We start from the raw sequence: 26,215 nt of genomic DNA, 5'->3' as shown, positions 1-26,215 counted from the left end.
TCGTGCGACTTGCAGCTGGAGCTCTGCAGGACGCTGACCTTGTCACCGCCCTTGCCGCCGTGACCGTCGAGGCCCTGGGCCGTGGCGGTGCCGGCTCCCATGAGTCCGACGCTGCCGAGGGCGACGACCACGACGGCGGTTTTGCGTAGCTTGTGCATGCCATCTCCGAGTGAGGGGGTGGGACGATCCGTGACAGATCGACTTCTTACCGTTACGGGAGATTAAGATAAAAAATGCCAATATGTCCCGCAGGCGCGCCGGGAAGCGTGATCCTTGATGCTCAGCTGACCGGAAGGTCTCGTTCGGCGGACGGTCGGCGGACGCATGAGAAATGATCGTGGAATGAACATGACCGATCAGCTCGTGCTGCAGCCTGTCGACGAAGACAACCTGATCATTCTGGAACAACTCACTCAGGATCCGGAGACAGCGGGTGAGTTCGCGCGGTTCGGGTGGTTGGATCCGGGCCGGTACCGGAGGAAGTGGGCAGAGAACGGGTTGCTCAGCGAGGACGGCGGAACGCTCATGGTGGTTCGCGGCGGCGAGCCGCTCGGCTTTGTCACCTGGCGGCGTCGTCAGACGACACCGGCGTCCTTCTGCTGGAGCATGGGGATCGCGTTGCTGCCGCAGGCGCGGGGCCAGGGGTACGGCACGGAGGCGCATCGGCTGCTGGCGCGCTATCTGTTCGCGCACACGACGGTTCACCGCATCGAGGCGGACACCGAGGTCGACAACATTGCCGAGCAGAAGGCACTGGAGAAAGCCGGATTCAGTCGCGAAGGCGTGATGCGCGGTTGCGGCTGGAGAGACGGCGCGTGGCGGGATGGAGTGCTATACAGCCTGCTTCGCACCGACCCGCCCGTCTGACGGCCGGCTCCAGACCGCCCTCTTGCTGGAGAGCGCGGCTGCCCGCGCGGATCCGCGGCGCGAGGCCCGCACCCCTCGACCTCGCCGCGATCGACGACCCCATCCGGCCGGAGGTGCTCGCCGAGCTCGCCGCCGCGCGGGCGGACGAAATGGACGCCGATGCCGTCAACCGCGAATCTGTCGGGAGTTGCCCCGGCGTCGCTGCCATCGCAACTCGCTCACCGGACCCAGGACGGCATCGTGCGCCTGCGGGCGCTCGCTACGACCGAGAGGTTGCCGCCGACTGCCGGAAGGCTCAGCGGTCCGAGGGTCGGAAACCGCCCGCGCTGATGTTGGCCATCACGGTGCTCGTCACGCGGTAACGGCCGTTGGGGACGTCGTGGGACTTGGTGACGTGCACGGTCAGCGGTCCGGCCCATTCGTAACCCTTGTGCTCGCCGTGTCGTGCCAACTTGTCGGTGAGCACCTGAGCGACCTGGCCCTCGTGGGGATCGAGTTCGTCGTGGACGTGTTCGGCGAGTTCCACGTCGTACGCGTTCGGGGCCACCACCCGGCTCTGACTGCACACGAGGGCGTTCCTGTCGCATTCGCGTCGCAGTGCGCCGACCAGTTCGACCGGTTCCCTGGGGAAGACCTGCGCCACCAGGGTCTCCTCTACGCGTTCGAGGGCCCGTTCCCATGCGGTGAGTGTGCTCATCTACGTCGCCACTCCTTCAGTCGCTTCGCCGTGCTCGCCGACACCTGTGCGCTGCAATGGTTCCTGGGTCGCGGGTGAAGGCCGACGCACCGGCCACCGCCGCCCCCGACCGGTCTCGGCCATGGCGGGTGTCCTCATGTCTTTGTTTCTCAGTTTCATGAGCTTGGCCATAGCGGGCGGGTAACCACAAAGTGCTCAGCCACCCGGCCTGCGCACGACCGTCGAACGGCGTCGGCGCCCGTCGCTCAAGAGGGTCGGGGTCCCGCGGCGCGGCGGAGCCGGTTGGCGATCGCCAGTCCCAGCCCCTGCTCGACGGGCAGGGAGGCGATGATGAGGTCGCAGCCCCGTTGGTCGAGTTCGCGTAGGAACCCGTACAGTCCGCGTGCGTAGGCGGCCGGCGAACCCGGGACCGCCACCACGGCGTGTGCCTTCACCGGAGCGTCGGCGAAGGCGGGGGGAAGGAAGACGCCCACCTGGTGCCCCAGCTCCTGCGCGCGTTGCGCTTCGGAGACGACCTTGTCCGGCTCGACGAGGACGACCTGTGCCCGTGGCGCGTAGTGGGACGGGTGCTGGCCCGGCACCCGGATACGGCTCGTCGAGTGGACCGCGAGCGGGCGCCCCAGTACGGCTTCGAGGTCCTCGCGTGTCACTCCGCCGGGCCGGAGGACGCTCGGGATCTCGCCCGTGGCGTCGACGATGGTCGACTCGACGCCGACCTCGCAGGCGCCGCCGTCCAGCACGAAGTCCACGGCATCACCGAGCTCCGCACGGACGTGGTCGGCCGTTGTGGGGCTGACCGAGCCGAAGCGGTTGGCGGACGGGGCCGCCACACCGCCGTCGAAGGCCGACAGCAGGGCGAGTGCCACGGGGTGGTCGGGCACACGTACCGCCACCGTCTCCAACCCACCGGTCGCTTCGCGGGGAACCCGGGGACCGCGTCGCAGGACCAGCGTCAGTGGCCCCGGCCAGAAGCGTTCGGCCAACAGGCGCGCCGTCGCGGGCACGTCCTCGACCCAGTCGCCCAGGTGCTCCGCGCCGCCGATGTGGACGATCAGCGGGTGGGAGGGCGGGCGCCCCTTGACCTGGAAGACGCGCGCGACCGCGGCGGAGTCCTCGGCGTTGGCGCCCAGACCGTAGACGGTTTCGGTCGGGAAGGCCACCAGACCTCCGGTGCGCAGCACACCGGCCGCCTTCTCGATGTCACTGGTTCTTGCCGTCACGTCTGGCATTCCTCTCACTGCGTCGGCGTCGGCGTCGGCGTCGGCTCGGCGTCGGCGGCGTCCGTGTCCTGGGGCTCTTGGCGGGCAAGAGCCCCAGGATGATCGGTCACGATGCGCTGGGCGGAGCGCTCCGTGATCTGGCAGGCGGTAGCGACCTGGGTCGACCGTGCGTGGGGCGGTCCTGGCGATCCGTGGCGTCGGCAGTCATCCCGCCCCGTTCCCCGCTCGCCCGTTCCCCGCATGATGGGCGATGAAGAATACCGGAAATCATCGTCACCCATTTTGGCAGAGACGAGCGCGACCGGAGCGCCCCTCGCGCTGCCTCACCGGCAGGGTGAGCCTGGACGACCTGCCGGCCCGCTGCTGCGACCGCGGGCGGTGTGGCGGTGTACCGACACCCCGCAGTCGAGCGCCCCGGCTTGCCCGGGGCGCTCGCGCGCAACAGGGAGCGTCTGGTCTGCGTCAGGCCTCCACGACCCCCAGTTGCCGCAGCAAGCCGAGGTCGTCCCAGTTCCACCAGCTCTCGGCGATCTTGCCGCCCTGGCAGCGGAACGTGGCGTGCCCGGTTCCGGCGACGTCCCGGTTGGTGGGCTCCATCCCTTGGTAGGCGCCGGTGTGTCGGCCCTGGAAGGTGATCCGGCAGGTCACGAGGTCACCCTCGGCGATCACGCTCTCCAGTGTGAGCCGGGGGTTGAACGCCTCCAGGATCTCGCCGTTCTCCCGCTTGGCCTGGGCGAGGTCCACGTCGTAGGAGGAGAGGGCGGGGTCGTGCTCCCGGTAGTTGTCGGTGCACAGCTCGTCGGCCAGGTCGAGGTTCTTGGCGTTGACGACCTCGTCGAAGAAGCGGCGGACGATCATCTTGTTGAGCTGTTCGTCCCGTACGACGTCGAGATCCGTGAAGGAAGGCGTCTCGTCGCAGGCAGCGACCAGTTCCTCGAAGATGCGGTTGGTTTCTGGAAGGTTGGAGTTCTTCATGGCGTCTTCGTAGGACGGAAACTCCACGATCTCGACGACATGGGTGGAATCCGAGCGGTCCCGCCCGACGATCGAGTGTGTGGCGGTCCGCTTGCCCTGGGTCGCCTCGACCCAGTTGTCCATCAGCCGGTTGAGCTGGTCGATGTTGCTGGTCTTGCAGTCGATGAGCTGGACGAAGGTCATGAGCCCCTCCCGTGCGATGAGCGACACGCGCGAACGAATAGGGCTATTTCAGGCTATATCGGGGCTTTCGTCCTTGCTTCTTCTGCCGCTCTGGCTACTGAGTCGTCGGGGACTGGCGGCTCTCCACGGTCAGCGGGGCGGGCGGGGTGACCGGGCGGTACTGCCGGGCCGGGGGTGGGGTGAGGGTCGAGCTGGTCCTGCGAGTGCCGGGCGTCCACCAGCTGAGGAACGCCGCGGCGGCTGCGGCGGCCCTGCGCATGCCTGCGCGTGCTCGGTCAGGGTCTCGCTCTGGCGGCGGGGCAGCCGCGCTACTTCGACGGAGCTCACCGGCGCACGCCGCCGGCCGGTGAGGCAGCGGGGGTGCGCTTCTGCTGCGGGCGGCGCCGGCCGCGCCGGCCTATGAGCCGGTCGGGCCCGCTGTTCCTGATCGTGCGTGCGACGTACTCGGGCACGCCGTACGCGTGGGCGAGGGCCACGTGGGGGCGTTATCTCGCCGTTCGTCCACCGTCCCTCCATGACTTCGCCGTGCAGAGTCTCGGCGAGCGTGCGAGCGCGCGGGCGAGCGCGCGCCGCAGGCAGGTTCAGGGTGATGCCACGACCCGCGAAGCAAGCCTCGCAGCGGTCGACGGGACATCTACGGACATCTGACTCCAGATGCCGGTGGCACACTGAGGTCCGTGACGGACCAGGTACGGGCAGGCGTTAGCGTGGTCGGTGCCGAGAGCGAGGGCCGTGCTGGTTCGGTGCTGGGTCCAGGGGTGGAGTAAGGGGAAACATGCAGGTCGGAGCGGTGTCTTGAGAATCCTGCACACGTCCGACTGGCATCTCGGCCGGCCGTTCCACCGGGTGGGCATGCTCGGCGCCCAGGCCGACTTCATCGGTCACCTCGTGACGACCGTGCGTGAGCGCGGCGTGGACGCCGTGGTCGTGTCGGGAGACGTGTACGACCGCGCGGTGCCGCCGCTCGCCGCGGTCGAGCTGTTCGACGACGCCCTGCACCGGCTCGCCGACCTCGGCGTGCCGACGGTGATGATCTCCGGGAACCATGACTCGGCACGCCGGCTCGGCGTGGGGGCCGGGCTGATCGGCCGTGCGGGCATCCACCTGCGGACCGAGCCGTCGGCGTGCGGCACGCCGGTCGTGCTCCAGGACGACTTCGGCGACGTGGCCTTCTACGGGCTGCCCTATCTCGAACCCGCCCTGGTCAAGGACGAGTTCAGGGTCGAGAAGCCCGGGCACGAGGCCGTGCTCGCCGCCGCCATGGAGCGCGTGCGGGCCGACCTCGGCACACGCGCGCGCGGCACCCGGTCGGTCGTCCTCGCGCACGCCTTCGTCACCGGGGGTGAGGCGAGCGACAGCGAACGGGACATCACCGTCGGCGGCGTGGCAGCGGTGCCGGCCGGCGTCTTCGACGGCGTCGACTACGTGGCGCTGGGCCATCTGCACGGCTGCCAGACCATCACCGAGCGCGTCCGCTACTCGGGCTCGCCGCTGCCGTACTCCTTCTCGGAGGCCGGTCACCGCAAGAGCATGTGGCTCGTCGACCTGGCCGCCGACGGCGCGGTCACCGCCGAGCGCCTCGACTGCCCGGTACCGCGCGCGCTGGCCCGGGTCCGGGGGACGTTGGAGGACCTGCTCGCCGATCCCGGCCTCGCGCGGCACGAGGAGGCGTGGGTCGAGGCGACGCTCACGGACGCGGTGCGCCCGCCGGATCCCATGGCCCGCCTCGCCGAACGCTTTCCCCACATCCTCAGCCTGGTCTTCGACCCGGACCGGGCTCCGGACGACCCCGACGTGTCCTATGCGCGTCGGCTCGCGGACAGGAGCGATCACGAGATCGCGGAGGACTTCGTGGCGCATGTGCGAGGGGCCGGGCCCGACGAGCACGAACAGGGCGTGCTCCGGGACGCGTTCGACGCCGTGCGGGCCGAGCAGGCCGTGCGGGAGGTGACGCGGTGAGGCTCCATCGCCTCGACCTGACGGCTTTCGGGCCCTTCGGCGGCGCGCAGAGCGTCGACTTCGACGCGTTGTCGACAGCCGGGCTCTTTCTGCTGCACGGCCCCACCGGCGCCGGCAAGACGTCCGTCCTGGACGCCGTCTGCTACGCGCTCTACGGCTCCGTGCCCGGCGCCCGGCAGAGCGGTCAGGGCGGCATGAACCTGCGCAGCGACCACGCCGCGCCCGGCACCCGCACGGAGGTCCGCCTCGAACTCACCGTCGCCGGACGCCGGTTGGAGGTGACCCGGCAACCGCCCTGGGAACGCCCCAAGAAGCGTGGCTCGGGCACGACGCTCGACAAGGCGCAGAGCTGGCTGCGCGAGTACGACGCGCAGCCCGGCACCTGGAAGGACCTCAGCCGCTCGCACCAGGAGATCGGCGAGGAGATCACCCAACTGCTCGGCATGAGCCGCGAGCAGTTCTGTCAGGTCGTACTGCTGCCCCAGGGCGACTTCGCCCGCTTCCTGCGCGCCGACGCCGAGGCCCGCGGCAAGCTGCTGGGCCGCCTCTTCGACACCCAGCGCTTCGCGGAGGTCGAGAAGCGCCTCGCCGAGCGCCGACGGGCGGCCGAGACCCAGGTGCGGGACGGCGACGCCGCCCTGCTGGCCGACGCCCACCGGATGCAGCAGGCGGCGGGCGACGCCATGCGGCTGCCCGACCTCACGCCCGGCGAGCCGGGCCTGGCCGAGGCCGTCCTCGGTGCCGCCGCCGTCGCCCGCAGCACCGCCCGCGAACAGCTGACCGTCGCCCAGTGCCGCCTCCTGGCCGCCGAGTCCGCCCACGCCGCCGCCGACCGCGCCCTGACCGACGTACGCGAAGTGGCCCGGCTGCAGCGGCGGTTCGACGAGGCGCGAGAGCGGGCCGCGCTGCTGGAGGAGCGCGCCGACGGCTACCGGCAGGCGCGGGCCCGGATGGAGCGGGCGCGCAAGGCGGAGGCCGTGGCACCCGCGCTGGAGCTGCGTGAGGCCGCCGAGGCGGAGCACCGGCGGGCCGCCGCAGCCGAGGGACGGGCACGTGGGCTGTTGCCTGAGTCCCTCGTGGCGGCCGGGGCCGCCGGACTCGCGGCCGCCGCGCGCCGGGCCGCCGAGGAACTGGGGGGACTGGAGTCCGCCCGCCGCGCCGAGCAGCGGCTGGCCGCACTCGTCGACGAGCGTGACGAGCTGGACCGCCAGGAACGGGCCGACGAGGGCCTGTTGCAGGACGCCGAGGACTGGCTCGCCGGGTGGGAGGAGAGCCGCGCCGCGCTCCAGGCCCGTATCGACGCCGCCCAGGAGGCCGCGACCCGTGCCGAGCAGCTCGCCGTCCAGCGCGAGCCCGCGCGGCAGCGGCTCGGTGCCGCGCGGACGCGTGACCAACTGACCGGTGACACGGACGCGGCCGCCGAACAGACCCGACTCGCACACGGGCAGGTGCTCCAGGCCAAGGCGCACTGGCTCGACGTCAGGGAACAGCGTCTCAACGGCATCGCCGCCGAACTGGCCGCCCGGCTGAAGGACGGCGAACCCTGCGCGGTCTGCGGCGCCACCGACCACCCCGCCCCCGCCCGCAAGGACGCCGGACACGTGGACCGGGAGGCGGAGGAGCGCGCGCTGACCGCGTACCAGCAGGCGGAGGAACGGCACACCGAGCAGGAACGCCGCCTGGGCCTGGTCCGGGAGGCGCTGGCCGCCGCCGCTGCCGAGGCCGGAGACTCGCCGACGGAGCGACTCGCCGAGCACTGCGAAGAGTTGGAGCGCGGGTACGCGCAGGCGCGTCGGGAGGCGTCAGCCCTGCACCCGGCACAAGAGGAGCTGCGCCGGGCCGAGGAGGAGTACGAGCGGCGGACCGCCGACCGGCAACAGGCGGTGGTCAGAGCGGCCTCCCGGGTGGGACACCGTGAGCGGCTGGACCGGGAAAGCGCCCTGCTGGAGGAGGAGCTGACCCGGGCGCGGGGAGCCTTCGGCAGTGTCACCGCGCGAGCCACCCAACTGGAGCGGCAGGTCGCGCTGCTCACCGAGGCCGCCGACGCCGCGCGCGCCGCCGAGGACACCGCCCAGCGACTCAAGGACGCCGACGCCCGCCTGGCCGACGCCGCATTCCGCGCGGGCTTCGACACCCCGCAGGCCGCGGCCGCCGCGCTCCTCGACGACGCCGCCCACCGCGAACTCCAACGACGGCTGGACGCCTGGCAGTCCGAGGAGGCGGCCGTCCGCGCCGTCCTCGCCGAGGCCGAAACCGCGGCCGCCGCCCAGCAACCCCCCGCCGACCTCGCGTCCGCGGAGCGGGCGGCCGCCGCCGCGGCCCAGCGGGTCCGCGACGCCGCCTCCGCGAGCGACGCGGCCGCCCGGCGCTGCGCCGAACTCGACCGCCTGTCCGCCCGAGTGGCCACCGCCGTACGCCGACTCGGCCCGCTGCGCGAGGAGTACGACCGCGTGGCCCGCCTCGCGGCGCTCACCGCCGGCACCTCGGCGGACAACGAACGCAAGATGCGCCTGGAGTCGTACGTGCTGGCGGCCCGCCTCGAACAGGTCGCCGCCGCCGCGACCGTACGACTCCAGCGCATGTCCTCCGGCCGCTACACCCTCGTCCACTCCGACGACCGGGCCGGCCGCGGTCGCAGCGGGCTCGGTCTGCACGTCATCGACGCCTGGACCGGCCGCGAGCGGGACACCGCGACGCTGTCGGGCGGCGAGACCTTCTTCGCCTCGCTCGCCCTCGCCCTCGGCCTCGCGGACGTCGTCACCGACGAGGCCGGCGGTGTCCGCCTCGACACCCTCTTCATCGACGAGGGCTTCGGCAGCCTCGACGACCAGACCCTCGACGAGGTCCTCGACGTCCTCGACTCACTGCGCGAACGGGACCGCAGCGTCGGCATCGTCAGCCATGTCGCCGACCTGCGACGGCGGATCCATGCGCAACTGGAGGTGGTGAAGGGGAGGTCGGGGTCGGTGCTGCGGCAGCGGGGCACGGAAGGCTCGTGAACGTCCGCCTCCGCCTGGTCGGTACTTGGCGGCCCGCTCAGGATGGATTTGCCCTGCCTTTGACCACCGCTCTGAGTTCGCGATCCTGGGGTGGCTGTCGCAACCTGCTGTGCGGCGTGATCTGCGAATTGCACCGCCGGACGGCGTGCTCGAATCCACCGGGTCAGTGGCCCAGGAGGGCGGCGTTTCGAAGTCGACGACATCGGGCTCGACTGCCTCTCCGGCACCCCGTCCGTCCTTGGTCACCACGTTTCACAAGAAGGTGCTGGTGCCGACGCCACCCATGCGGCCCGAGACCGCCGCGCGCACCGAGCGCAGCCAATGGCGCGTAAGCCATAGAGGGGGAGCCGGAGCAAGCGGTTCAGACCGGTCTGCTACTTCACGCCCCTCTTGTGCGGGAGATGGCAAAAAGTCCTCTCTGGATCGCTGGGTTCCGACCCTAGTCTCAGCTTTCGTCGCCACGCGGCGGGGACGAAACAGGAAGGAAGGCGGAACCACATGCCTGAGATCAGCGCAGAGGAAATCAACGGCCCCTTCATGTTCATCCACGAGATCACCGGCACCTATCTGGAGACGGACAACTACAACGACAACGTCGGCCAGGGTGTCCAGACCTGGAACCTCGATCCCCTGATGACGAACAAGGGCCTGCTGGGCCATCTGTGGTACGTCGAGCCCTCGGGTGACAGCTACCTGATCAAGAGCTACGAGAACGGCCGCTGTCTCGCCGCGTCCCACGCCCGGGCCGGAAGCCTGCCGGTGCTGGAGAACCCCGACAACGGGATCCGTCAGAAGTGGGACTTCGTCCGCGTCCACGACGACGTGTCGAGCTACGCGGACAGCTACGCGATCGTCTCCCAGGCGTACCCGGACTACGCCCTCGCGCCGCTCGGGAACAGCGCCCTCAACAACGTGTACGTCGTACCGACGCGCATGTGGGGAGCACCGCCCTCACTGTCCCAGTACTGGAAGGTGATCCTCCCCCCGGAGCAGTGAGCGACAGCGCGGCGTCGTAAGACATCGTGCCCCGCCCAGCGGTATAGGCCGTGGGCGGGGCACATACGAGTCTGCAGAGTCTCGCGGCCGGGCGCTTCGAAGAGGCACCAGGGCGGCGGCTTTCAGCTCGACCTGCGGGTACTGGAGATCGCCCGGCTGGCTAGCGGCAGTTACGGCCTCTCCGAGGCCGCACTGCCGCCGAGGGAGGCGCTCGCCGTGCTGTTGAACCGGTCCCTTAGGGGCGAAGGTCTCCGCGCGTGCGCGCCCAGCCGGCGCAGATGCGGCGAGCGTCGCTGTCGGCATCGGCTTGGTGGCATTGGAACAGGGCTGCTGACTGGTAGGGGTGGGGGCGTCATAGCGGGCGGAGCTTCTCGTACTCCTAGTAAGGCGATCCAAGCCCTGCTCGGCCACAGCAGCTACCAACTGACCGCCGACACCTACACCAGCCTGCCGCCACAGTTCGAGCAAGCCGCCGCCAACGCCCCCGTTGACCTGGTGCCCCGCCGCAACGGCGTCGAAAAGCCCATCGACCAGTGAGCTCCTTCCGACGAGGCGTACTTCACGCAGCCCCCAACCCCAGTCCATGGGGAACAAGATGCGGCACGCACCGCGGTCGCGGAAGTAACAGGGGATCGGCGTCTGCGCGTTGTGCAGCCCGCCCGCCCTTCGGGATGAGGGAGAGAACGCCGCCTGATCGCGCTATCCCCGTCTGTCCCCCGGCCATGAAGAAGATCCCCTCGGAGATCACTCCGAGGGGATCTTCTTACCCCGTTCAGCCTGTTCAGGCGCTGGTGCACCCTGAGGGCCCACTGCGACGGCGGATCCATGCGCAACTGGAGGTGGTGAAGGGGAGGTCGGGGTCGGTGCTGCGGCAGCGCGGTCACTGACCGAGAGGGCGGCGGGGCAGCGGTGACGAGTAGACCACGCTCGTCGTCACCGAGCCCAGCGCGCCGATCTTGCCGGACACCTCCTCAAGGTGCCGCATCGAGCGGGCCGTGACCTTGATGACGAAGCAGTCGTCGCCGGTGACGTGGTGGGCCTCCAGGATCTCCGGCGTGGCGGCGACCAGGTCGTGGAAGGGCTTGTAGTTGCCGTTCGGGTACCGAAGGCGCACGAAGGCCAGGATCGGCAGCCCAAGGCGCTCGGGGTCCACCACGGCGGCGTACCCCTGGATGACGCCCGCCTCCTCCAGGCGGCGCACCCGCTCCGTGACCGCGCTCGCGGACATGGACACGGCACGGGCCAGCTCGGCGAAGCTGGCGCGGCCCTCGCGCTGGAGGACGTCGAGGATGCGCCAGTCGGTGGCGTCCGGGGAAAACGCGGTCATGGGCGAGGAATAGCAGGGAAATCCCCGGCGGATCAAGGGGAGTGCCGGGGATCTCTCCTTCAGGGACGGGATCACCGGTCATAGATTTCCGGTCATGACGACTCCTTCCACGCCTTCCGCTCCTTCCGCCGCCACCGTCAACCCCGTCCTGCGCGTGGCACCCGCCGCCCCCGCCGAGGCAGCCGCCCACTTCCGGGCGAGCCTCGCCTTCCACGCGGACGTGTCCGACGTCGCCGCCGCCCTCGCCGCCGACGGCGATCCCGGGTTCGTCGTCGTGGACTCCCGTTCCACCGAGTCCTGGGACCAGGGCCACATCCCCGGCGCGATCCACCTCCCCACCGCCCTCATCCCCGAGCGGGCCGGGCACCTGCTCGACAGGTCCGTACCGGTCGTGACGTACTGCTGGGGCCCCGGCTGCAACGGCGCGACCCGTGCCGCCCTCGCCCTCGCCGAACTCGGCTACCAGGTCAAGGAGATGTTCGGCGGCTTCGAGTACTGGGCGCGCGAGGGCTTCGAGTTCGAGACCTGGGAGGGCCGCGAGCGCCGCCCCGCCGACCCGCTCACGGCTCCGGTGGCGGCGGAGAACTGCGGTTGCTGAGCCAGTGGTTGAGCACAGTGAACTGGTGGGTCCGCTGTGCGTGTAGGTTCTGCTGCCATGGTGAGATACGCGGATCCCGGCGTGGTGGAGTGGGTCGAGTCGGGCGGCGGCCCCCTGATAGCGGTGCCGGAGACGGTACTGCCGTTCTGGGCGGGCGCCGACGGCGACGAGACGGTCTCGGACTACGACCGCGCCTGCGAGGTCGACGGGTCGGTCGGACTCCTGCCCGTGGGGGACAGCGCGGCGCTGGTGCTCGGTGACGAGCCCGCCTCGACCTCCTACCTGCCCGACCACGGCACCTTCGTACGCTGGTGCGCCGCAGACTCCGAGGAGGAACTGCTGGCCCGCGTCCCGGCGGCCCTCACCACGGCGGTCTGGGAGCGCGAGGTGCGCTGGACCGTGCCGGGAACGGTCGTCCTGTTCGACTCGGCCTGGCCCGGACGGGAGACGGAACGGACCGACCATCTGCGGGTGGCCCTGGAGCCGGGGCCGTACGCGGTCCGCTCCGCCCGGGTACAGCCCGGGCCGGAGACCTGGCTGGGGCTCGTGCAGGTGCGGCGGTTGCCGCACTGACCTGACGGGTGCACGAACACACCGAACGGACGGGTGCACGGCGCTCAAGCGCACCGACCCGACGCGCCTTCGTGAATAACCAGGTGCGTCGGAACCGGCCGTTCCCCATCATGGTCTGTCATGCCCCGACTTCCCCACCCCGCCCCCGAAGACCTGCGCCGCGACCCCCTGCCCCTGCGCGGCCGGACCGCCCTGGTGACCGGGGCCAGCAGACGCGGCGGCATCGGTCATGCCGTGGCGAGGCGACTCGTCGCGTACGGGGCGAGCGTCTATCTGCACCACCATGTGCCGCACGACGCCGCGATGCCCTGGGGAGCCGACCGCCCCGAGGACGTCGTCGCCTCCGTGCGCGAGGCGCTCGGCGACCCTGACGCGCAGGTCCTCGCGGGCCCCGGTGACCTCTCCGACCCGGCCGCACCCGCCGAACTGATCGCCACGGCGGCGTCGGCGCTCGGCGGACGGCTCGACATCCTGATCGCCAACCACGCCCTCAGCGGCTCCGACGGCACCCTCGACGAGATCGACGCCGCGATGCTCGACGCCCACTGGGCCGTCGACACCCGCTCGGTCCTGCTCCTCGTCCAGGCCCATGCCAGGCTGAGGCCGGCCGGCCCCGGCGGCCGCGTCGTGATGATGGCCTCCGGCCAGGACATCGCGGGCGGCATGCCCGGCGAGATCGCCTACGCCCTCCAGAAGGGTGCCCTGGCCTCGATCACCCGCTCCCTGTCGACGACGCTGGCCGCGCAGGGGATCACCGTGAACACCGTCAACCCCGGGCCCGTGGACACGGATTACCTGACCGGCGAGGCGTACGAGGCCGTGGCGGCCGCCTTCCCCGCCGGCCGGTGGGGCATGCCGGACGACCCGGCCCGCCTCATCGCGTGGCTGGCGACGGACGAGGCGGGCTGGATCACCGGTGAGGTCATCAACTCCGAGGGCGGGTTCCGGCGTTGATGTGACGGATGTCAGAGCCGGGCCAGCTCGTCCACCAGGTCGTCCAGTCCCAGGGAACCCTGGGACAGGGCCGCCATGTGCCAGGCCTTGAGGTCGAAGGCGTCGCCGTGCCGCTCGCGCGCCTTCTCGCGGCCCAGCAGCCAAGCCCGCTCGCCGAGCTTGTAGCCGATGGCCTGCCCCGGGATCGTCAGATAGCGGGTCAGCTCGCTCTCCACGAAGTCCGCCGGACGGCTGCTGTGCGCGCCGAAGAACTCCTGGGCCAGCTCCGGAGTCCAGCGCTCACCCGGGTGGAACGGAGAGTCGGCCGGGATCTGAAGCTCCAGGTGCATGCCGATGTCGACGATGACGCGGGCGGCCCGCATCATCTGCGCGTCGAGGTAGCCGAGCCGCTGCTCCGGGTCCGTGAGGAAGCCCAGCTCGTCCATGAGCCGCTCCGCGTACAGCGCCCAGCCCTCGGCGTTGGCGCTGACCCCGCCGATCGTGGCCTGGTAGCGGGAGAGGTTCCCGGCGACGTACGTCCACTGCGCGAGCTGGAGGTGATGGCCGGGCACGCCCTCGTGGTACCAGGTGGAGACCAGGTCGTAGACCGGGAAGCGGTTCTGGCCCATCGTCGGCAGCCAGGTGCGGCCCGGACGCGAGAAGTCCTCCGACGGGGGCGTGTAGTACGGCGCCGCCGCACCGCCGGGCGGAGCGATGCGGGACTCCACCTTCCGTACCGGCTCGGCGAGTTCGAAGTGCGTGCCGTCCAGCTTCTCGATCGCCTCGTCCATCAGGCCCTGGAGCCACTCGCGGACCTCGTCGACGCCCTTGATGTGCCGGCCGTGCTCGTCGAGGTGCGCCAGCGCCACCCATGGCGTCACGGCGCCCGGGAGGATCTTCTCGGCCTCCTTCTTCATCTCGCCGAGCAGCCGGTGGTACTCGGACCAGCCGTACGCGTACGCCTCGTCGAGGTCGAGGTCCGTGCCGTTGAAGTAGCGCGCCCAGCGGGCGTAGCGCTCGCGGCCCACCGTGTTCGGCCCGCCCTCGATCGCCGGCGCGTACACCTCACGCATCCAGTCCCGCAGCTCCACCACGGCGGCCGTCGCCCCGCGGGCGGCCTCGTCCAGCTCCGCGCGCAGCGCCTCGGGACCGGCCGACGCGAAGTCCTCGAACCAGCCGCGTCCCTCGCCGGTGTCCGCCCACTCGGTGAGCTGCTCGACGAAGGTGGCGGTCGGGCGCGGAGCCGCGTGCAGCTTGCGCTCCAAGCCCAGCGTCAGCGACTCGCGGTAGCCCGCGTACGCGGCCGGAACCGCGCGCAGCCGTTCGGCGATCGCCGCCCAGTCCTCGTCGCTCTCGCTCGGCGTGACGGTGAAGACCTCGCGCACCGAGTGCGCGGGCGTGGCCATGTTGCCGACCGCGCGCAGGCCCTCGTCGGCCTCGTGCACGGCGAGTTCCGCCGTCAGCCGCTCCCGCAGCAGACGCGCGCAACGGCGCTCGATGTCACTGTCCGCGCCGGGCCGGCGCTCGGCCTCGTCGAGCCGCGCGAGCGTGGCCCGCTGCAACTCCGCGAGCGCTTCCTGGCCCGCGGGCGACAGGTCGGGGAGCCTGGCGGAGCTCTCCTTCACGCCGAGATACGTACCGGTGACCGGGTCGAGGGCGATGAGCTCGTCGACATACGCGTCGGCGACCTCACGGGGCAGCGGGCTGTTGGTCTGTGACATGCGGTCCATCCTCATACGACGACCCGCGCCGCGTCAGCCCGGTTGACCGGTCGCCGTCCTCCGTCAGCCCGATTTCGCTGAGGGCGTGTTTCCCTGCGCGCCGGGTGGCAGCAGCGGCCCGCAGTCCCACTGCTGGAAGATCAACCGCGTCTCCACCCGCGCCACTTCCCGCCGGGCGGTGAACTCGTCCAGCACCAGCCGCTGCAGATCCGCCATGTCCGCGACGGCGACATGGACGAGATAGTCGTCCGGCCCGGTGAGATGGAAGACGGTCCGCGACTCCGGCAGCGCCCGGATCCGGTCCACGAAGGGCCCCACCAACTCCCGTCGATGCGGCCTGACCTGCACCGACAGCAACGCCTCCAGCCCTCGGCCCAGCTTGGCGGGGTCCAGCCGGAGCTGGTGGCCGAGGATCACGCCCGAGCGGCGCAGCCGCGTCACCCGGTCCAGACACGTCGACGGCGCCACGCCGACCTGCGCGGCGAGGTCGCGGTAGGTGGCCCGGGCGTCGTTCTGCAGGAGCCGCAGCAGATGCAGATCGACCGGATCAAGTACGACAGATTCGGCCATGAGCCGAACGTAACACGGCATCCGCCCCGTACAGCCCGGCCGATGTTCACTCTTCGCGCATGGATCCCGCGAGCAGAGAGGCATACGACGGCATGCACGGGTATGACGACGTACGTACCGCCCCGAGAGCACTCGCCACCGAGGCCGTGCACGCCGGCCGCGACGACCTGGCCCGGCAGGGCCTGCACGCCCCGCCGATCGACCTGTCGACCACCTACCCCTCGTACGACAGCCGCGGCGAGGCCGCCCGCATCGACGCGTTCGCCACGACCGGCGCGGAGCCGGACGGCCCGCCCGTCTACGGCCGCCTGGGCAACCCGACCGTCGCCCGTTTCGAGACCGCCCTGGCCCGTCTGGAGGGCACGGAGGCGGCGGTCGCCTTCGCCAGCGGGATGGCCGCGCTGAGCGCGGTACTCCTCGTGCGGGCGTCGATGGGCCTGCGCCATGTCGTCGCCGTACGCCCCCTGTACGGCTGCAGCGACCACCTGCTGACCGCCGGGCTGCTGGGTACGGAGGTGACCTGGACCGACCCGGCCGGGATCGCGGAGGCGCTGCGTCCGGACACCGGCCTGGTGCTGGTCGAGTCCCCGGCGAACCCCACGCTCACCGAGCTGGACCTGCGGGCGGTGGCCCATGCCTGCGGTTCCGTCCCGCTGCTCGTGGACAACACCTTCGCCACGCCCGTGTTGCAGCGCCCCGCGGAACACGGCGCCCGGCTCGTGCTGCACAGCGCGACGAAGTACCTCGGCGGGCACGGGGACGTGCTGGCAGGCGTGGTCGCCTGTGACGAGGAGTTCGCCGCACGGCTGCGGCAGATACGGTTCGCCACGGGCGGCGTCCTGCACCCGCTGGCCGGGTACCTGCTGCTGCGCGGCCTGTCCACCCTGCCGGTGCGGGTCCGGGCCGCCTCCGCGACCGCCGCCGAACTCGCCCGCCGCCTCGCCGCCGATCCCCGCGTCGCCCGCGTCCACTACCCGCGCATCGGCGGCGCGATGATCGCCTTCGAGGTCCACGGCGACCCGCACGAGGTGATCGCGAACGTCCGCCTGATCACCCCCGCCGTCAGCCTCGGCAGCGTCGACACCCTCATCCAGCACCCGGCGTCCATCAGCCACCGCATCGTCGACGCGGACGACCGCCGCGGCGCCGGCGTGAGCGACCGGCTGCTGCGGATGTCGGTGGGCCTGGAGGACGTCGACGACCTGTGGGCGGACCTGGACGGGGCGCTGGGGGAGCGGGGGCAACCGGTGGCACAGGCAGGATTCCGGAAGACCACGACGGGGGCCTGACCGGGAGGCGGCGCGGGTGCGCCCCGCAAGGGGCGCGGCGAACCGCGCGCCCAACCACAGAGCACCCGCGGCCGCCGACCGGTCCACGCCCCTGCGGCCCTTCGGCCTCCCCGCACGCGCCCGCCGGCCGCCGGGCCGTTCACGCCCAAGCAGCACCGGGCCCTCCCGGACCCCTTGCCGTCGCCGGTCGCTCCTCACCCCCTACGGCGCTTCGGCCCTCCCGGACTCGCCCGCGCCGGACAGACGCTCGCCGACCCCCACGGCCCCCTCCGGCTCCCCCAGCGGAGCGCCGACGCGGGCCGTGATGACCAGCGTGCCCTCCTCGATCTGGTAGTCGAGAGGCAGGCCCAGACCGCGCATCGCGGCGACCATGCCGGTGTTGGACGACTGCGTCACGGCGTACACGCTCTCGCAGCCCGCCTCGACCGCCATCCCCACCAGCCTGCGGAGCAACTCGCTGCCGATGCCGCGCCGCTGCCACGCGTCCTCGACGAGCAGCGCGATCTCCGTCTCGTCGCCGTCCCACAGCAGGTGACCGAGGCCGACGATGCGCCCCGACGCGGTCTGCACGGCGAGCGTGCGGCCGAAGCGGGGGCTGAGCAGGTGGTCCAGATAGCGGTCCGCGTCGCCGACCGGCCCGTGGTACCGCATCCCGAGCGTCCGCGTCGAGCACCGCTCGTGCATCTCCCTCGCGGCCTCGAGATCACCGGTGTCCGCCCGGCGCACGGTGATGTCGTTGCCCTCCGGCAGCGTCAGCACATCCTGGCTGCGCGGCACCCGCGGGCCGAGCCGGGCGTCCAGCTCCACCAGGGCACGCGCCCGCGCGAACTCGGTCGGGGTGAACGGCAGATACGGCCGCTCCACAGTGATCACGCCACCTTCCGGTGCCCGCAGCCGCATCACGGTGTCCTCGAGAGCCCCTTCCACCGGTACCGGCTCCGGCCCCCGACCACCCCCGTCGGGTGCGACGGGCGCGACGGGCAACGACCGGATGGTGCACCGGCCCAGCAACTGCCGTAGGGCCAGCGGCAGTTCCGCGGCGTCCAGGGCGGTACGGGTGGCCAGGCCCAGCACCCGGGTCGGCGCGTCCACCAGGTCATGCGCGTCGGCCCGCTCGATCCAGGTCCCCGAACCGCCGGCCACCGAGACCGCACGGGTGATCTCGGCCGCCGCGATCCCGCCGGGCGCACGCAGCAGGAACTCGTCCACCGTGCCCTCGGCCAGCGGATGCGTCTGCAGGCTCAGGATGTCCACCCGCAGCCCGGCCAGCGCCGTGCACAGCGTGGCCAGCGACCCCGGTTCGTCCTGCACCGTCGTCCGCATCCGCCACAGCGTGCCCTCCTCGGACACCGTCGCGGCCTCGTCCGGCGACTGGTCCGACGGCCCGGCCCGCTCCTCGGAACGCGGCCGGGCGCCGGTATCGGCCGTCGGCGGTGCGTGACCGTGGCGGCGTGCCCACCAAGAGTGGAACCCCGCCGTGCCGACCAGCACGGCCGCCGATGCCAGCAGCAGCGTCGGTCCGTCGGGCCCGTACCCGATCAGGTCCACCACGGTGTCGGCCACCGCCACCGCCGTGCAGAGCGCGGCGAGCGCGATGACGTCCCGCCGCCAGTGGTGTACGGGACGGCCGTCTTTCGCACGGGTCACATCAGACAGGTCTCGACTCATGCAACCACTGTGAAGGAATGGTGTTGCGTGATCACGAACGCTTTGTGACCGGGCGGTAAAGAACCCTTATGCCAGTTTTGTGCACTCTTCAATTGTCTTCACGCTGAGCGCCAGGAACGGCGGCGTCTCCCGTCAAGCGGCCAGTCCCTCCGTCAACGCGCTGCGCAGCCTTCGGGCCTGGGCCACGAGCCGGGACGAGCCATGCCGGTCCGCCGTCCCGTCCAGGTGCGGCAGTTCGTCGCGTGCCCCCGTTCTTTCGGCGCACTCCGCGGCGACGGCCAGAAGGTCCGCCAGTCCCCGTCCCGGCGTGGCCGCCCCGCCGGTCGCGAGGCCGGCGAGCAGGAGGGGCAGGGCGTGCCGAAGTATTCCCCAGATGGTCGCGTTCGCCCCGGTGGCCGCCGCCGTCCGCACCGACTCCGCCAGCCGGGACGGCTTCACGGCCCCGCACTCCACCAACTGCCCCAGGTCCGCGCCCAGCCTGGCCGTGTCGAGCTGCCCGCGCGCCGCCAGCACCAGCAGGGCGTCCACGGCGGCGAGCCGGTCCTCCGGATGCCGCGCACCGAGCCCGTACGCCACGGACAGGTGGACGGCGTCACCGGCCGCACCGCCGGATTCGGCCAGCCTGGGCAGTATCGCCGCGTCGCCCCGCCTGTCGTCGACGGCGACGGCCGAGAGGTCACGCAGCATCCTGACCGCCACCAGCTCGCGCCGCTCGGGCAGCAGGGCGAGCCAGTGCTGCCGCATACCGTCGCTCCAGTGGTAGCAGTGCCAGCGGTCCCGGTAGACGCTCACAGGCCGTCCCAACGGGCTGAAGCCGGGCGGGAAGTCACCCTGCAACTCGGCGATCTCCCCGGATTCGACGAGTATGCGGTTTCCCGCCGTGCGCCGCCGGTACGCCGGCCCGGCGGGACCGTCGAGCAGCCACCGGGCGAGACGCGTCCCCTCCGCCGTGCCGAGCGCTGCCGCCCGCTCCGCTGCCGCCTCGGCCACCGCGCGGTCGCTGCGCCGGACCCGCAGCAGCGCCTGCGCGAAGTCGGCAGCCGCGACCCGGGCGCCCAGGCGCCGGTACTGGTCGAGGCGAGTCACCAACTCGTCCGCCTCCAACAGTCCCGTACCCCAGGTGGGCGTGGACAGCAGGAACGGCGGCGGCTCGGTGCGGATCCGGTACGCGACCTCCCAGAGGCGTGCCTCGAAGGCTCGGGCGAGCGGGCTGTGAGCGCACTCGCTGGTGACGGCCCAGCGCTGGAGGGCAGTGCGGAGCGTGGTGGTGAGCACCTTCCCCCGCAGGGTGGCCAGGAGGAGTTCGAGACCGTGCGCCGCGTTGACGAGACCGTGGTGTCGGGTGAAGTAGTCGTCCGGGCTGAAGTGGTGCTGCGCACCGCTGTCGTCCCACCAGCGGCGCGCGAGGACGGGTTCCAGCGCCTCCAGCAGCCCGTCCAGGTCGCGGTACGCGTGACGCACGAGTCCGTCCAGGGCCCGCTCGAACGCCGCCACGTCACCATCCGACACGAGCAACGCGCCCACCTCTTCGGCGAGTTCCGTCGCGGACTCGGGTGCGGGTGCCAGCCGCACCGGCTGCGGCGCGGGCGGCAGGACCTCCTCGTACGGCACCGGCTCCAGGCTCTCCGCAGCCACGCCCAGGCTGCTCACCGCCCGGGCACGCAGCACCGGGATCAACTGCTCGGCCGCCGAGGCGAGTTCGTCCCGTACGTCCGCGCTCCGGACCTTGCCGGCGTGCCGTTCCACCAGCTTGAGCGCTCGCTCCTGCACATCCGGGTCCTCGTGCCCGAATGCCTCGGCGGCGGCGGGCAGCAGCTCCTCGGCGGTGGACGCGTCGCGGGCGAGCACCTTGCCCAACAGGACCAGCTGGGCGCGAACGAGCTTCTTCTCGGTGCGGAAGAGGACGGCACCCGACATCTCGGCCAGCTGCCGCGTGCTGAGCTCACCGTCCAGGGCCAGCGACGCGAGCACCGACTGGGCGTGCCCGGCCACGACGGACGCGGCGTCGCGGGCCAGTGCCAGCCAGTCGGCCGTGTGCTCCCGCTGCTCGTCCCGGGTGAGGTCGAAGGCATGCAGCATCCGGAGGAACACCCGGTGGTCGGCCGCCGGGCCGCCCCGCAGCAGCCGGGCCAGGCACGCGCCCACCGTCGCCCCGCGGTCGAGGACGCCCTCCGTGGTGAGCCGCGCGAGCGCTTCGGTCCAGCTGCGCGGACCCTCGGTCGGCATCCACGCCAGACGGCTGCCGATGTCGTCGGTCTCGAAGATCGCGGCCGTGAGCGGAGCCAGATGCGGGTCCTTGCGCAGCCGGTCCAGGACCGTGTCGCCGCGCTGCCAGACATGGCTGATGTGCTCCACCCACCCATGGACGTACGCCTGCGTCGTCGGCACCGGGCAGCCGGCGAGCCGCACCAGCCCCGCCATCAGTTCGTACGGCACCCGTGCGCTGACCGGCCGCTCGGCGATCCGGTGCGCCACGTCGGTGAGCCAGCCGGGGGCCCTGTCGCCCAGGACGTCGATCAGCACCGCCGGCGGCGCGGGCCACCAGCGCATGTCGGAGGCCGCGAGCCAACTCGCCACCGCGGCCGCGCCCGTCTGACACGCGGCCCCGGCGGCATGCAGGGCGGGATAGGCGCGGCGGGACCGCTCACTCCACTGGTCCGCCCTCAGCTCCTTGCGCAGCGCCCTCAACTCCGGGAACCGCGCCCGTCGTTCGGCGTCCGTCATACCGTCCAGGAGGCTCACCACCTCGGCCGTCCGCCCGGCCCGGACCGCATCCATCAGCGAACTCATCGCGCACCCCCGTCGACTCGTGCCAAGTCCTGCTCCACCGCGGCGACGCCCCGCCGCGCCATCCGCACCGCCAGCGCGTGCTTGCACGGCCCGCGTCCACCCCGGTACTTCGCCCACCACAGACAGCTGCAACTGAGCACGCCCGCCTCGTCGCGCACCCGGTGCACATGACCGTCCTCGGCCGTCACCGTCCCGATGGAGCCGTCCAGCGCGACCGCGCCCGCCGCCACCAGCGCCCGCGCCGAACGCAACCGCGGGTTGTGCCGCTCCACGCGCTCGGCGTCGTACGGCAGCTCCCGGTGGAAGTAGGCCGCCTCCGCCGTGTCGTACCCGACCCGCCCCGACGTGCCGAGCCGGACCAGAGCCGCCCGGACGCGCTCGGGCGTGAGGCCCGATGCGGCGGCGAGATCGGCGACGTCGACGCGGGGCTCCCAGGCCAGGAGCACCGCGATCAACTCCGCGTCCTCGGCCGCCTCGTCCGTGGCGAGCGCGTCGAGGACGCCGCCCTCGCCGGAGAAGCCGCGCGAGGCGTCGGGCGACAGCGTCAGCGTCAACCGCATGCCCGGCAGCACCGCCTCCCAGGCGCCGGCGGTCGGGGCGGCGCCGCCGGTGACCGCGGGCCCGTACACCCGCAGGGCCGAGGCATGCCGCAGCACCCGCTGGAGCGCGACCAGCCGCTCCGGGCTGGGCAGGCACACCGCGCCGGGCACCGCGCGCGTGGTCGGCCGCAGCCCCCTGCCCGAGGGGACCACCCACCGCGCACCGACCGAGGCGCCACGCGCCCCACCGCGCGGAAGCGCACGCAGGAACCGCACGGCCTCCGCGGCCGGCAGCTCGGCCCGCAGGTCGAAGCCCGCCGCTATCACCTGCGCCTCCGCGAAGCCCCGCAGCCAGCGGTCCGGGAGCGGCACCTTCTTCTCCACGACCGGGCCGTCCAGCGTGGTCACCGCCAACTCGTCGGGACCGACCCGCAGATGGAGCGGATCGTCCGCGCCGATCCGGGAAAGAGCCTCGCGCAGGGGGTTGTTGACGTCGACGTTCGTCGTGCCGTGCCCCACCTCGTCGCCGTCCAGGCCGGACCCCAGCACGTCCAGGCGGGCGTACACCCCGCAGCAGCCGGAGAAGGACTCGAAGCGCAGCCGGTCGCCGTTGCCCGTCACCACCGGGTCGAGAGAGGCGCGCAGCTGCCGCTGGTAGTACCGCGCGGCCGCCACGTCGGCCACCGCGAGCAGACCCGCGGAAGCCACCTGAGGCGACGTCAGGAAGCCCGCGAAGAACCGCGGATGGTCCTCGACACCCGAGGGCGTCGCACCCCGAGAGGTCTCGAGCCCCAGGCGCTGTCCGTCCGCTGCGGACTCCAGCACGGAGGGTCGGCAATAGGCCACGGCCTGCAAGGATCGCGTCATGGAAAAACCGTAGAGGCGACCACTGACAATCGGCCTGACCTGCGAAAACGCCCAGTGGCAAGGGGTGTTCACGATGCCGGAACGACTGTGCCGCGCACCGGGACGGCACCGGTGCGCGGCACGGTGTCAGACGACGGGCATCACTGACCGACCCGGCCCGGCCGCAGCACCTGCGTGAACAGCACGGTGCCGTCCGATTCGCGCAGGCGCACCGTCAGCTCGCCGCTGTCGCCGTCGATGTCGACCTCGCCGAAGAACTGGTAACCGCCGGCGGGCGAGACGTTCGCGGTCGTCGGCGCCTTGATGAACACACGCTCCGGACCGAAGGTGCCGTCCAGCGTGTTCGCCGGGAACGCGCCCGCGTTGAGCGGACCCGAGACGAACTCCCAGAACGGCTCGAAGTCGGTGAAGGACGCCCTCGACGGCTGGTAGTGCTGGGCGGAGGTGTAGTGCACGTCCGCGGTCAGCCACACCGTGCCGGTGATCCGGCGGTGCTTGATGAACCGCAGCAGCTCGGCGATCTGCAGCTCCCGCCCGAGCGGAGCCCCCGGGTCGCCCTGCGCGACGGCCTCGATGTTCGGCTTGCCGTCACCCGTGTCCGGCACCACCAGACCGAGCGGCATGTCCGAGGCGATGACCTTCCACACCGCCCGGGAGCGGGCCAGTTCACGCTTGAGCCACGCCAGTTGCCCGGCGCCGAGGATGCCCTGCGCGTCGGTGGACTGGCCGCCCGGCGAGTTGGCGTTGCGGTAGGTGCGCATGTCCAGCACGAACACGTCCAGCAGCGGACCGTGGTTGACCACGCGGTACACCCGGCCGTCGGGGCGGCGCAGGGTGGAGATCGGGAAGTACTCCGAGAAGGCCCGCCGGGCTCGGGCGGCGAGGACATCGACGTTCTTCTCGGTGTAGCGGGAGTCGGCGAGGATCTCGCCCGGGTACCAGTTGTTGGTCACCTCGTGGTCGTCCCACTGGATGATCGAGGGCACCTGGGCGTTGAACCGCTTGAGGTTGTCGTCGAGCAGGTTGTAGCGGAAGTTGCCGCGGAACTCGGCGAGCGTCTCGGCGACCTTGGACTTCTCCTCGGTGGTGATGTTCCGCCAGGTGCTGCCGTCCGGCAGGGTGACGGACGCGGAGATCGGTCCGTCGGCGTAGACGTTGTCGCCGCTGCAGAGGAAGAAGTCCGGGTCCAGCGCGGCCATCGCCCTGTAGATCCGGTAGCCGCCGAAGTCCGGGTTGATGCCCCAGCCCTGCCCGGCCAGGTCGCCCGACCACACGAAGCGCACGCCGTCACGCCGCCGCGCGGAGGCCGTACGGAACGTGCCGGTGACCGGCTCGCCGGTGCGGCGCGGGTCGTCCGGGTCGGCGAGCAGCACGCGGTAGTGGATCTGCTCGCCGGACGGCAGCCCGCGCAGCCGGGTGGTGCCGGTGAAGTCGGTGTCCGCGTCGAGCAGCGGGCCGTGCCATCTGCGGGTGTCGCGGAACGACTCCGTGGCGGACGTCTCGACGATCATCCGGGCCGGACGGTCGGACCGCACCCACACGAGTCCCGAGTCGCAGGTCACGTCGCCCGTCTGCACGCCCCAGCCCGCCCTGGGACGCCCCGACCGGGCGAAGGCCGGTGCCGAGCCGAGGGCGGTGGGCAGGGTGAGCGCCGCCGACGCGGCGAGCGAGCCGCGCAGGACGCTGCGGCGGCCCGGGAACGGGCGGTGTGACATGGGGGCCTCCAGGGGCGGGATCCGGCCAGTGTGCACTGCCACAACTACTGGTGCGCCGCAGCGCACACGGAAACCACAAGTGAACAACTGACCGCATCCGCAAGGGAACCGGCGAGCCACGGGGGAGGCGCGCGGACGTTCGCTTCCGGTCACCTCCCGGTCGAGGCGGAGCAGGCTGAGGCGATCCCGGTCAGCGCGGGCGCGCGGCGATCGCCTCTGCCATCAGCCGCACGCCCGCCCTGATCCGTGCGGGCGACAGGTGCGCGTACCCCAGGACGAGCCGTACGCCCTCCTGGCGGCTGTCCCCGGCGCGCGCGTGGGCACGTGCGTGCGTGTAGTCCGTCAGCGCGCGCACCACGACACCGGCCGCGGTCACACGCGTGAGGAACCGCTCCTGGGGCCCGTACCGCTCCGGCAGCGCGGCGATGACGTGCAGCCCCGCGGCGATCCCGGTCACCTCCGCGCCCGGAAAGTGCTCCTCCAGAGCGGCGACCAGGGCGTCCCGACGCTCCCGGTACGCACGCTGACAGCGGCGCAGCTGCCTGTCGTAGTCGCCGCGCTCCAGGAACCGGGCGAACAGCGCCTGATCCAGGGACGGATGACCGAGATCCATGGTCCGCTTGCGCTCGACGACGTCCTCGGCCAGCGACTCCGGTACGAGCAGCCAGCCCAGCCGCAGCCCCGGAGCGAGTGACTTGCTGACCGACCCGGCGTAGGCGACGCGTTCCGGGTCGAGCCCCTGGAGGGCGCCCACGGGGGCGCGGTCGTACCGGAAGTCGCCGTCGTAGTCGTCCTCGAGGACGAACCCGTCGACGGACCGCGCCCAGTCGAGCAGTTCGGCACGGCGCTCGGCGGAGTAGGCGATCCCGGTGGGGAACTGGTGGGCCGGCGTCGTGACGACGGACCGTACGCCCGACTCGTACAGCGGGCCGATGGCGAGCCCTCCGTCGTCCAGCGGCAGCGGCACGGTCGTGGCGCCGGCGGCTGCGTACAGGGCGTCGTGCTGAGGGCTCCCGGGGTCCTCCACGCCGACTTCGGGCATCCCGCGCGCGTGCAGCACGAATCCGAGCAGTGTCGTCGCCTGCGCCACCCCGGAGACGACCACGATGCGCTCCGGGTCGGCGACCACTCCCCGGCGGCGGGCGAGCAGTTCGGCCAGCGCCGTACGCAGCCGGGGCAGTCCGCGCGGGTCGGGATAGCCGAGCTCGTCGTGCGGCATCTCGGCCAGCACCCCGCGCTGCGCCGACACCCACGCGGCACGCGGGAACAGCGAGGTGTCCGGCGTGCCGGGCACGAAGTCGGCCCGGGCGTCGGTGGAGCGCGGGGCGAGGTCACGCGCGCGTGGCCGTGCGGCCCGTACGGCACCGCCCACCCAGGTCCCGGCACCCCGGCCGCTGCGCAGGTAGCCCTCCGCCGTCAGCTGCTCGTACGCCTCGGTGACCAGCCCTCGCGACACGCCGAGGTCGGAGGCGAGATCCCGGCTCGACGGCAGCCGCGTACCCGGCGCGAGCCGCCCCGACCGCACCGCCTCACGCAGCGCCGCCTGCAGCGAACGCCCACGCGCGCGTGCGGGCGCCGACGCGGCCGGCAGGAGCAGCTCCCAGGCGGCGGAGCCCACATGGCTCTGCGGGTCACTCGCGGCGGGCGGCGTGGGCGGCTTGTCGTGTCCGGACGGGCCGTCCCCCGCCGTCCCCCTCCCAGGATTGGTCTCGGATGGCGTCATGAAAGT

At 72.1% G+C, this 26,215-nt stretch carries 22 protein-coding genes; 8 read left to right on the top strand and 14 right to left on the bottom strand.

The window, feature by feature from the left end:
• Nucleotides 1-348: 348 nt before the first annotated feature.
• Nucleotides 349-867, top strand: coding sequence for a GNAT family protein (locus ABZ078_RS34735; protein ID WP_356581994.1), 519 nt, complete (start codon nucleotides 349-351; stop codon nucleotides 865-867).
• Nucleotides 868-1,162: 295 nt separating this feature from the next.
• On the opposite strand, the gene ABZ078_RS34730 is transcribed toward ABZ078_RS34735, so the two are convergent.
• The 5 genes from ABZ078_RS34730 to ABZ078_RS34710 form a co-directional block, all read right to left on the bottom strand.
• A complete protein-coding gene (locus ABZ078_RS34730; protein ID WP_356581992.1) occupies nucleotides 1,163-1,564 on the bottom strand; it encodes a DUF3662 domain-containing protein in 402 nt (133 codons plus the stop codon).
• A gap of 245 nt (nucleotides 1,565-1,809) precedes the next feature.
• Nucleotides 1,810-2,793: an L-threonylcarbamoyladenylate synthase gene (locus tag ABZ078_RS34725; RefSeq protein WP_356581990.1), complete on the bottom strand. Its 984-nt coding sequence runs from the start codon at nucleotides 2,791-2,793 to the stop codon at nucleotides 1,810-1,812.
• 453 nt (nucleotides 2,794-3,246) lie between these two features.
• On the bottom strand, nucleotides 3,247-3,942 hold the full coding sequence (locus tag ABZ078_RS34720; protein ID WP_356581988.1) for an ester cyclase: 696 nt from the start codon (nucleotides 3,940-3,942) through the stop codon (nucleotides 3,247-3,249).
• A 94-nt stretch (nucleotides 3,943-4,036) separates the two neighbouring features.
• On the bottom strand, nucleotides 4,037-4,201 hold the full coding sequence (locus tag ABZ078_RS34715) for a hypothetical protein (RefSeq protein WP_356581986.1): 165 nt from the start codon (nucleotides 4,199-4,201) through the stop codon (nucleotides 4,037-4,039).
• Nucleotides 4,202-4,265: 64 nt separating this feature from the next.
• Nucleotides 4,266-4,418 carry a hypothetical protein gene (locus ABZ078_RS34710; protein ID WP_356581985.1) on the bottom strand — a complete coding sequence of 51 codons (153 nt, stop codon included), beginning with the start codon at nucleotides 4,416-4,418 and terminating at the stop codon, nucleotides 4,266-4,268.
• A gap of 319 nt (nucleotides 4,419-4,737) precedes the next feature.
• On the opposite strand from ABZ078_RS34710, the gene ABZ078_RS34705 reads away from it, so the two are divergent.
• The 3 genes from ABZ078_RS34705 (at nucleotide 4,738) to ABZ078_RS34695 (ending at nucleotide 9,896) form a co-directional block, all read left to right on the top strand.
• Nucleotides 4,738-5,901: an exonuclease SbcCD subunit D gene (locus ABZ078_RS34705; RefSeq protein ID WP_356581983.1), complete on the top strand. Its 1,164-nt coding sequence runs from the start codon at nucleotides 4,738-4,740 to the stop codon at nucleotides 5,899-5,901.
• Nucleotides 5,898-8,900, top strand: a complete 3,003-nt coding sequence (locus tag ABZ078_RS34700; protein ID WP_356581981.1) for an SMC family ATPase — start codon at nucleotides 5,898-5,900, stop codon at nucleotides 8,898-8,900. The genes ABZ078_RS34705 and ABZ078_RS34700 overlap by 4 nt, the downstream gene beginning before the upstream one ends.
• 498 nt (nucleotides 8,901-9,398) lie before the next feature.
• Nucleotides 9,399-9,896, top strand: coding sequence for a hypothetical protein (locus ABZ078_RS34695; protein ID WP_356581979.1), 498 nt, complete (start codon nucleotides 9,399-9,401; stop codon nucleotides 9,894-9,896).
• Between the two features lie 235 nt (nucleotides 9,897-10,131).
• On the opposite strand, the gene ABZ078_RS34690 is transcribed toward ABZ078_RS34695, so the two are convergent.
• Complete coding sequence (locus ABZ078_RS34690) at nucleotides 10,132-10,221, bottom strand: hypothetical protein (protein ID WP_356581998.1); 90 nt, start codon at nucleotides 10,219-10,221, stop codon at nucleotides 10,132-10,134.
• 555 nt (nucleotides 10,222-10,776) lie between these two features.
• Complete coding sequence (locus ABZ078_RS34685; RefSeq protein WP_356581977.1) at nucleotides 10,777-11,223, bottom strand: Lrp/AsnC family transcriptional regulator; 447 nt, start codon at nucleotides 11,221-11,223, stop codon at nucleotides 10,777-10,779.
• Between the two features lie 94 nt (nucleotides 11,224-11,317).
• On the opposite strand from ABZ078_RS34685, the gene ABZ078_RS34680 reads away from it, so the two are divergent.
• The 3 genes from ABZ078_RS34680 (at nucleotide 11,318) to ABZ078_RS34670 (ending at nucleotide 13,348) form a co-directional block, all read left to right on the top strand.
• Complete coding sequence (locus ABZ078_RS34680) at nucleotides 11,318-11,821, top strand: rhodanese-like domain-containing protein (RefSeq protein ID WP_356581975.1); 504 nt, start codon at nucleotides 11,318-11,320, stop codon at nucleotides 11,819-11,821.
• Nucleotides 11,822-11,878: 57 nt separating this feature from the next.
• Nucleotides 11,879-12,394 (top strand): immunity 21 family protein, encoded by a 516-nt coding sequence (locus ABZ078_RS34675; protein ID WP_356581973.1) that lies wholly within the window; start codon nucleotides 11,879-11,881, stop codon nucleotides 12,392-12,394.
• 120 nt (nucleotides 12,395-12,514) lie between these two features.
• Complete coding sequence (locus ABZ078_RS34670) at nucleotides 12,515-13,348, top strand: SDR family oxidoreductase (RefSeq protein ID WP_356581971.1); 834 nt, start codon at nucleotides 12,515-12,517, stop codon at nucleotides 13,346-13,348.
• A gap of 11 nt (nucleotides 13,349-13,359) precedes the next feature.
• Here ABZ078_RS34670 and ABZ078_RS34665 read toward each other — a convergent pair whose 3' ends face one another.
• A complete protein-coding gene (locus ABZ078_RS34665) occupies nucleotides 13,360-15,048 on the bottom strand; it encodes a DUF885 domain-containing protein (protein WP_356581969.1) in 1,689 nt (562 codons plus the stop codon).
• 63 nt (nucleotides 15,049-15,111) lie between these two features.
• Nucleotides 15,112-15,618, bottom strand: a complete 507-nt coding sequence (locus ABZ078_RS34660) for an Lrp/AsnC family transcriptional regulator (RefSeq protein WP_356581967.1) — start codon at nucleotides 15,616-15,618, stop codon at nucleotides 15,112-15,114.
• A 92-nt stretch (nucleotides 15,619-15,710) separates the two neighbouring features.
• On the opposite strand from ABZ078_RS34660, the gene ABZ078_RS34655 reads away from it, so the two are divergent.
• Complete coding sequence (locus ABZ078_RS34655; RefSeq protein WP_356581996.1) at nucleotides 15,711-16,907, top strand: PLP-dependent transferase; 1,197 nt, start codon at nucleotides 15,711-15,713, stop codon at nucleotides 16,905-16,907.
• Nucleotides 16,908-17,108: 201 nt separating this feature from the next.
• Here the strand turns inward: ABZ078_RS34655 and ABZ078_RS34650 are convergent, their stop codons facing one another.
• From ABZ078_RS34650 to ABZ078_RS34630, 5 genes are all read right to left on the bottom strand, one after another.
• Complete coding sequence (locus ABZ078_RS34650; protein ID WP_356581966.1) at nucleotides 17,109-18,575, bottom strand: GNAT family N-acetyltransferase; 1,467 nt, start codon at nucleotides 18,573-18,575, stop codon at nucleotides 17,109-17,111.
• Between the two features lie 132 nt (nucleotides 18,576-18,707).
• On the bottom strand, nucleotides 18,708-21,365 hold the full coding sequence (locus ABZ078_RS34645) for a DUF6493 family protein (RefSeq protein ID WP_356581964.1): 2,658 nt from the start codon (nucleotides 21,363-21,365) through the stop codon (nucleotides 18,708-18,710).
• Complete coding sequence (locus ABZ078_RS34640) at nucleotides 21,362-22,771, bottom strand: SWIM zinc finger family protein (protein WP_356581962.1); 1,410 nt, start codon at nucleotides 22,769-22,771, stop codon at nucleotides 21,362-21,364. Before ABZ078_RS34640 ends, ABZ078_RS34645 begins: the two co-directional genes overlap by 4 nt.
• 140 nt (nucleotides 22,772-22,911) lie before the next feature.
• Entirely contained in the window at nucleotides 22,912-24,486 is a 1,575-nt protein-coding gene (locus ABZ078_RS34635; protein WP_356581960.1) for an alkaline phosphatase D family protein, read from the bottom strand.
• 190 nt (nucleotides 24,487-24,676) lie between these two features.
• A complete protein-coding gene (locus tag ABZ078_RS34630) occupies nucleotides 24,677-26,209 on the bottom strand; it encodes a PLP-dependent aminotransferase family protein (RefSeq protein WP_356581958.1) in 1,533 nt (510 codons plus the stop codon).
• Between the last annotated feature and the right edge of the window lie 6 nt (nucleotides 26,210-26,215).

It is taken from the genome of Streptomyces sp. NPDC006385, assembly GCF_040612485.1.
In the GTDB taxonomy this organism is placed as follows: domain Bacteria; phylum Actinomycetota; class Actinomycetes; order Streptomycetales; family Streptomycetaceae; genus Streptomyces.
This window is presented reverse-complemented; position numbering and strand designations above follow the sequence as displayed.

Coding starts and splice junctions, on each gene's coding strand:
- ABZ078_RS34735 (WP_356581994.1), top strand. CDS start 349: ATGACCGATCAGCTCGTGCTGCAGCCTGTCGACGAAGACAACCTGATC.
- ABZ078_RS34730 (WP_356581992.1), bottom strand. CDS start 1,564: ATGAGCACACTCACCGCATGGGAACGGGCCCTCGAACGCGTAGAGGAG.
- ABZ078_RS34725 (WP_356581990.1), bottom strand. CDS start 2,793: ATGCCAGACGTGACGGCAAGAACCAGTGACATCGAGAAGGCGGCCGGT.
- ABZ078_RS34720 (WP_356581988.1), bottom strand. CDS start 3,942: ATGACCTTCGTCCAGCTCATCGACTGCAAGACCAGCAACATCGACCAG.
- ABZ078_RS34715 (WP_356581986.1), bottom strand. CDS start 4,201: ATGCGCAGGGCCGCCGCAGCCGCCGCGGCGTTCCTCAGCTGGTGGACG.
- ABZ078_RS34695 (WP_356581979.1), top strand. CDS start 9,399: ATGCCTGAGATCAGCGCAGAGGAAATCAACGGCCCCTTCATGTTCATC.
- ABZ078_RS34685 (WP_356581977.1), bottom strand. CDS start 11,223: ATGACCGCGTTTTCCCCGGACGCCACCGACTGGCGCATCCTCGACGTC.
- ABZ078_RS34680 (WP_356581975.1), top strand. CDS start 11,318: ATGACGACTCCTTCCACGCCTTCCGCTCCTTCCGCCGCCACCGTCAAC.
- ABZ078_RS34675 (WP_356581973.1), top strand. CDS start 11,879: ATGGTGAGATACGCGGATCCCGGCGTGGTGGAGTGGGTCGAGTCGGGC.
- ABZ078_RS34670 (WP_356581971.1), top strand. CDS start 12,515: ATGCCCCGACTTCCCCACCCCGCCCCCGAAGACCTGCGCCGCGACCCC.
- ABZ078_RS34665 (WP_356581969.1), bottom strand. CDS start 15,048: ATGTCACAGACCAACAGCCCGCTGCCCCGTGAGGTCGCCGACGCGTAT.
- ABZ078_RS34660 (WP_356581967.1), bottom strand. CDS start 15,618: ATGGCCGAATCTGTCGTACTTGATCCGGTCGATCTGCATCTGCTGCGG.
- ABZ078_RS34655 (WP_356581996.1), top strand. CDS start 15,711: ATGCACGGGTATGACGACGTACGTACCGCCCCGAGAGCACTCGCCACC.
- ABZ078_RS34650 (WP_356581966.1), bottom strand. CDS start 18,575: ATGAGTCGAGACCTGTCTGATGTGACCCGTGCGAAAGACGGCCGTCCC.
- ABZ078_RS34645 (WP_356581964.1), bottom strand. CDS start 21,365: ATGAGTTCGCTGATGGATGCGGTCCGGGCCGGGCGGACGGCCGAGGTG.
- ABZ078_RS34640 (WP_356581962.1), bottom strand. CDS start 22,771: ATGACGCGATCCTTGCAGGCCGTGGCCTATTGCCGACCCTCCGTGCTG.
- ABZ078_RS34635 (WP_356581960.1), bottom strand. CDS start 24,486: ATGTCACACCGCCCGTTCCCGGGCCGCCGCAGCGTCCTGCGCGGCTCG.
- ABZ078_RS34630 (WP_356581958.1), bottom strand. CDS start 26,209: ATGACGCCATCCGAGACCAATCCTGGGAGGGGGACGGCGGGGGACGGC.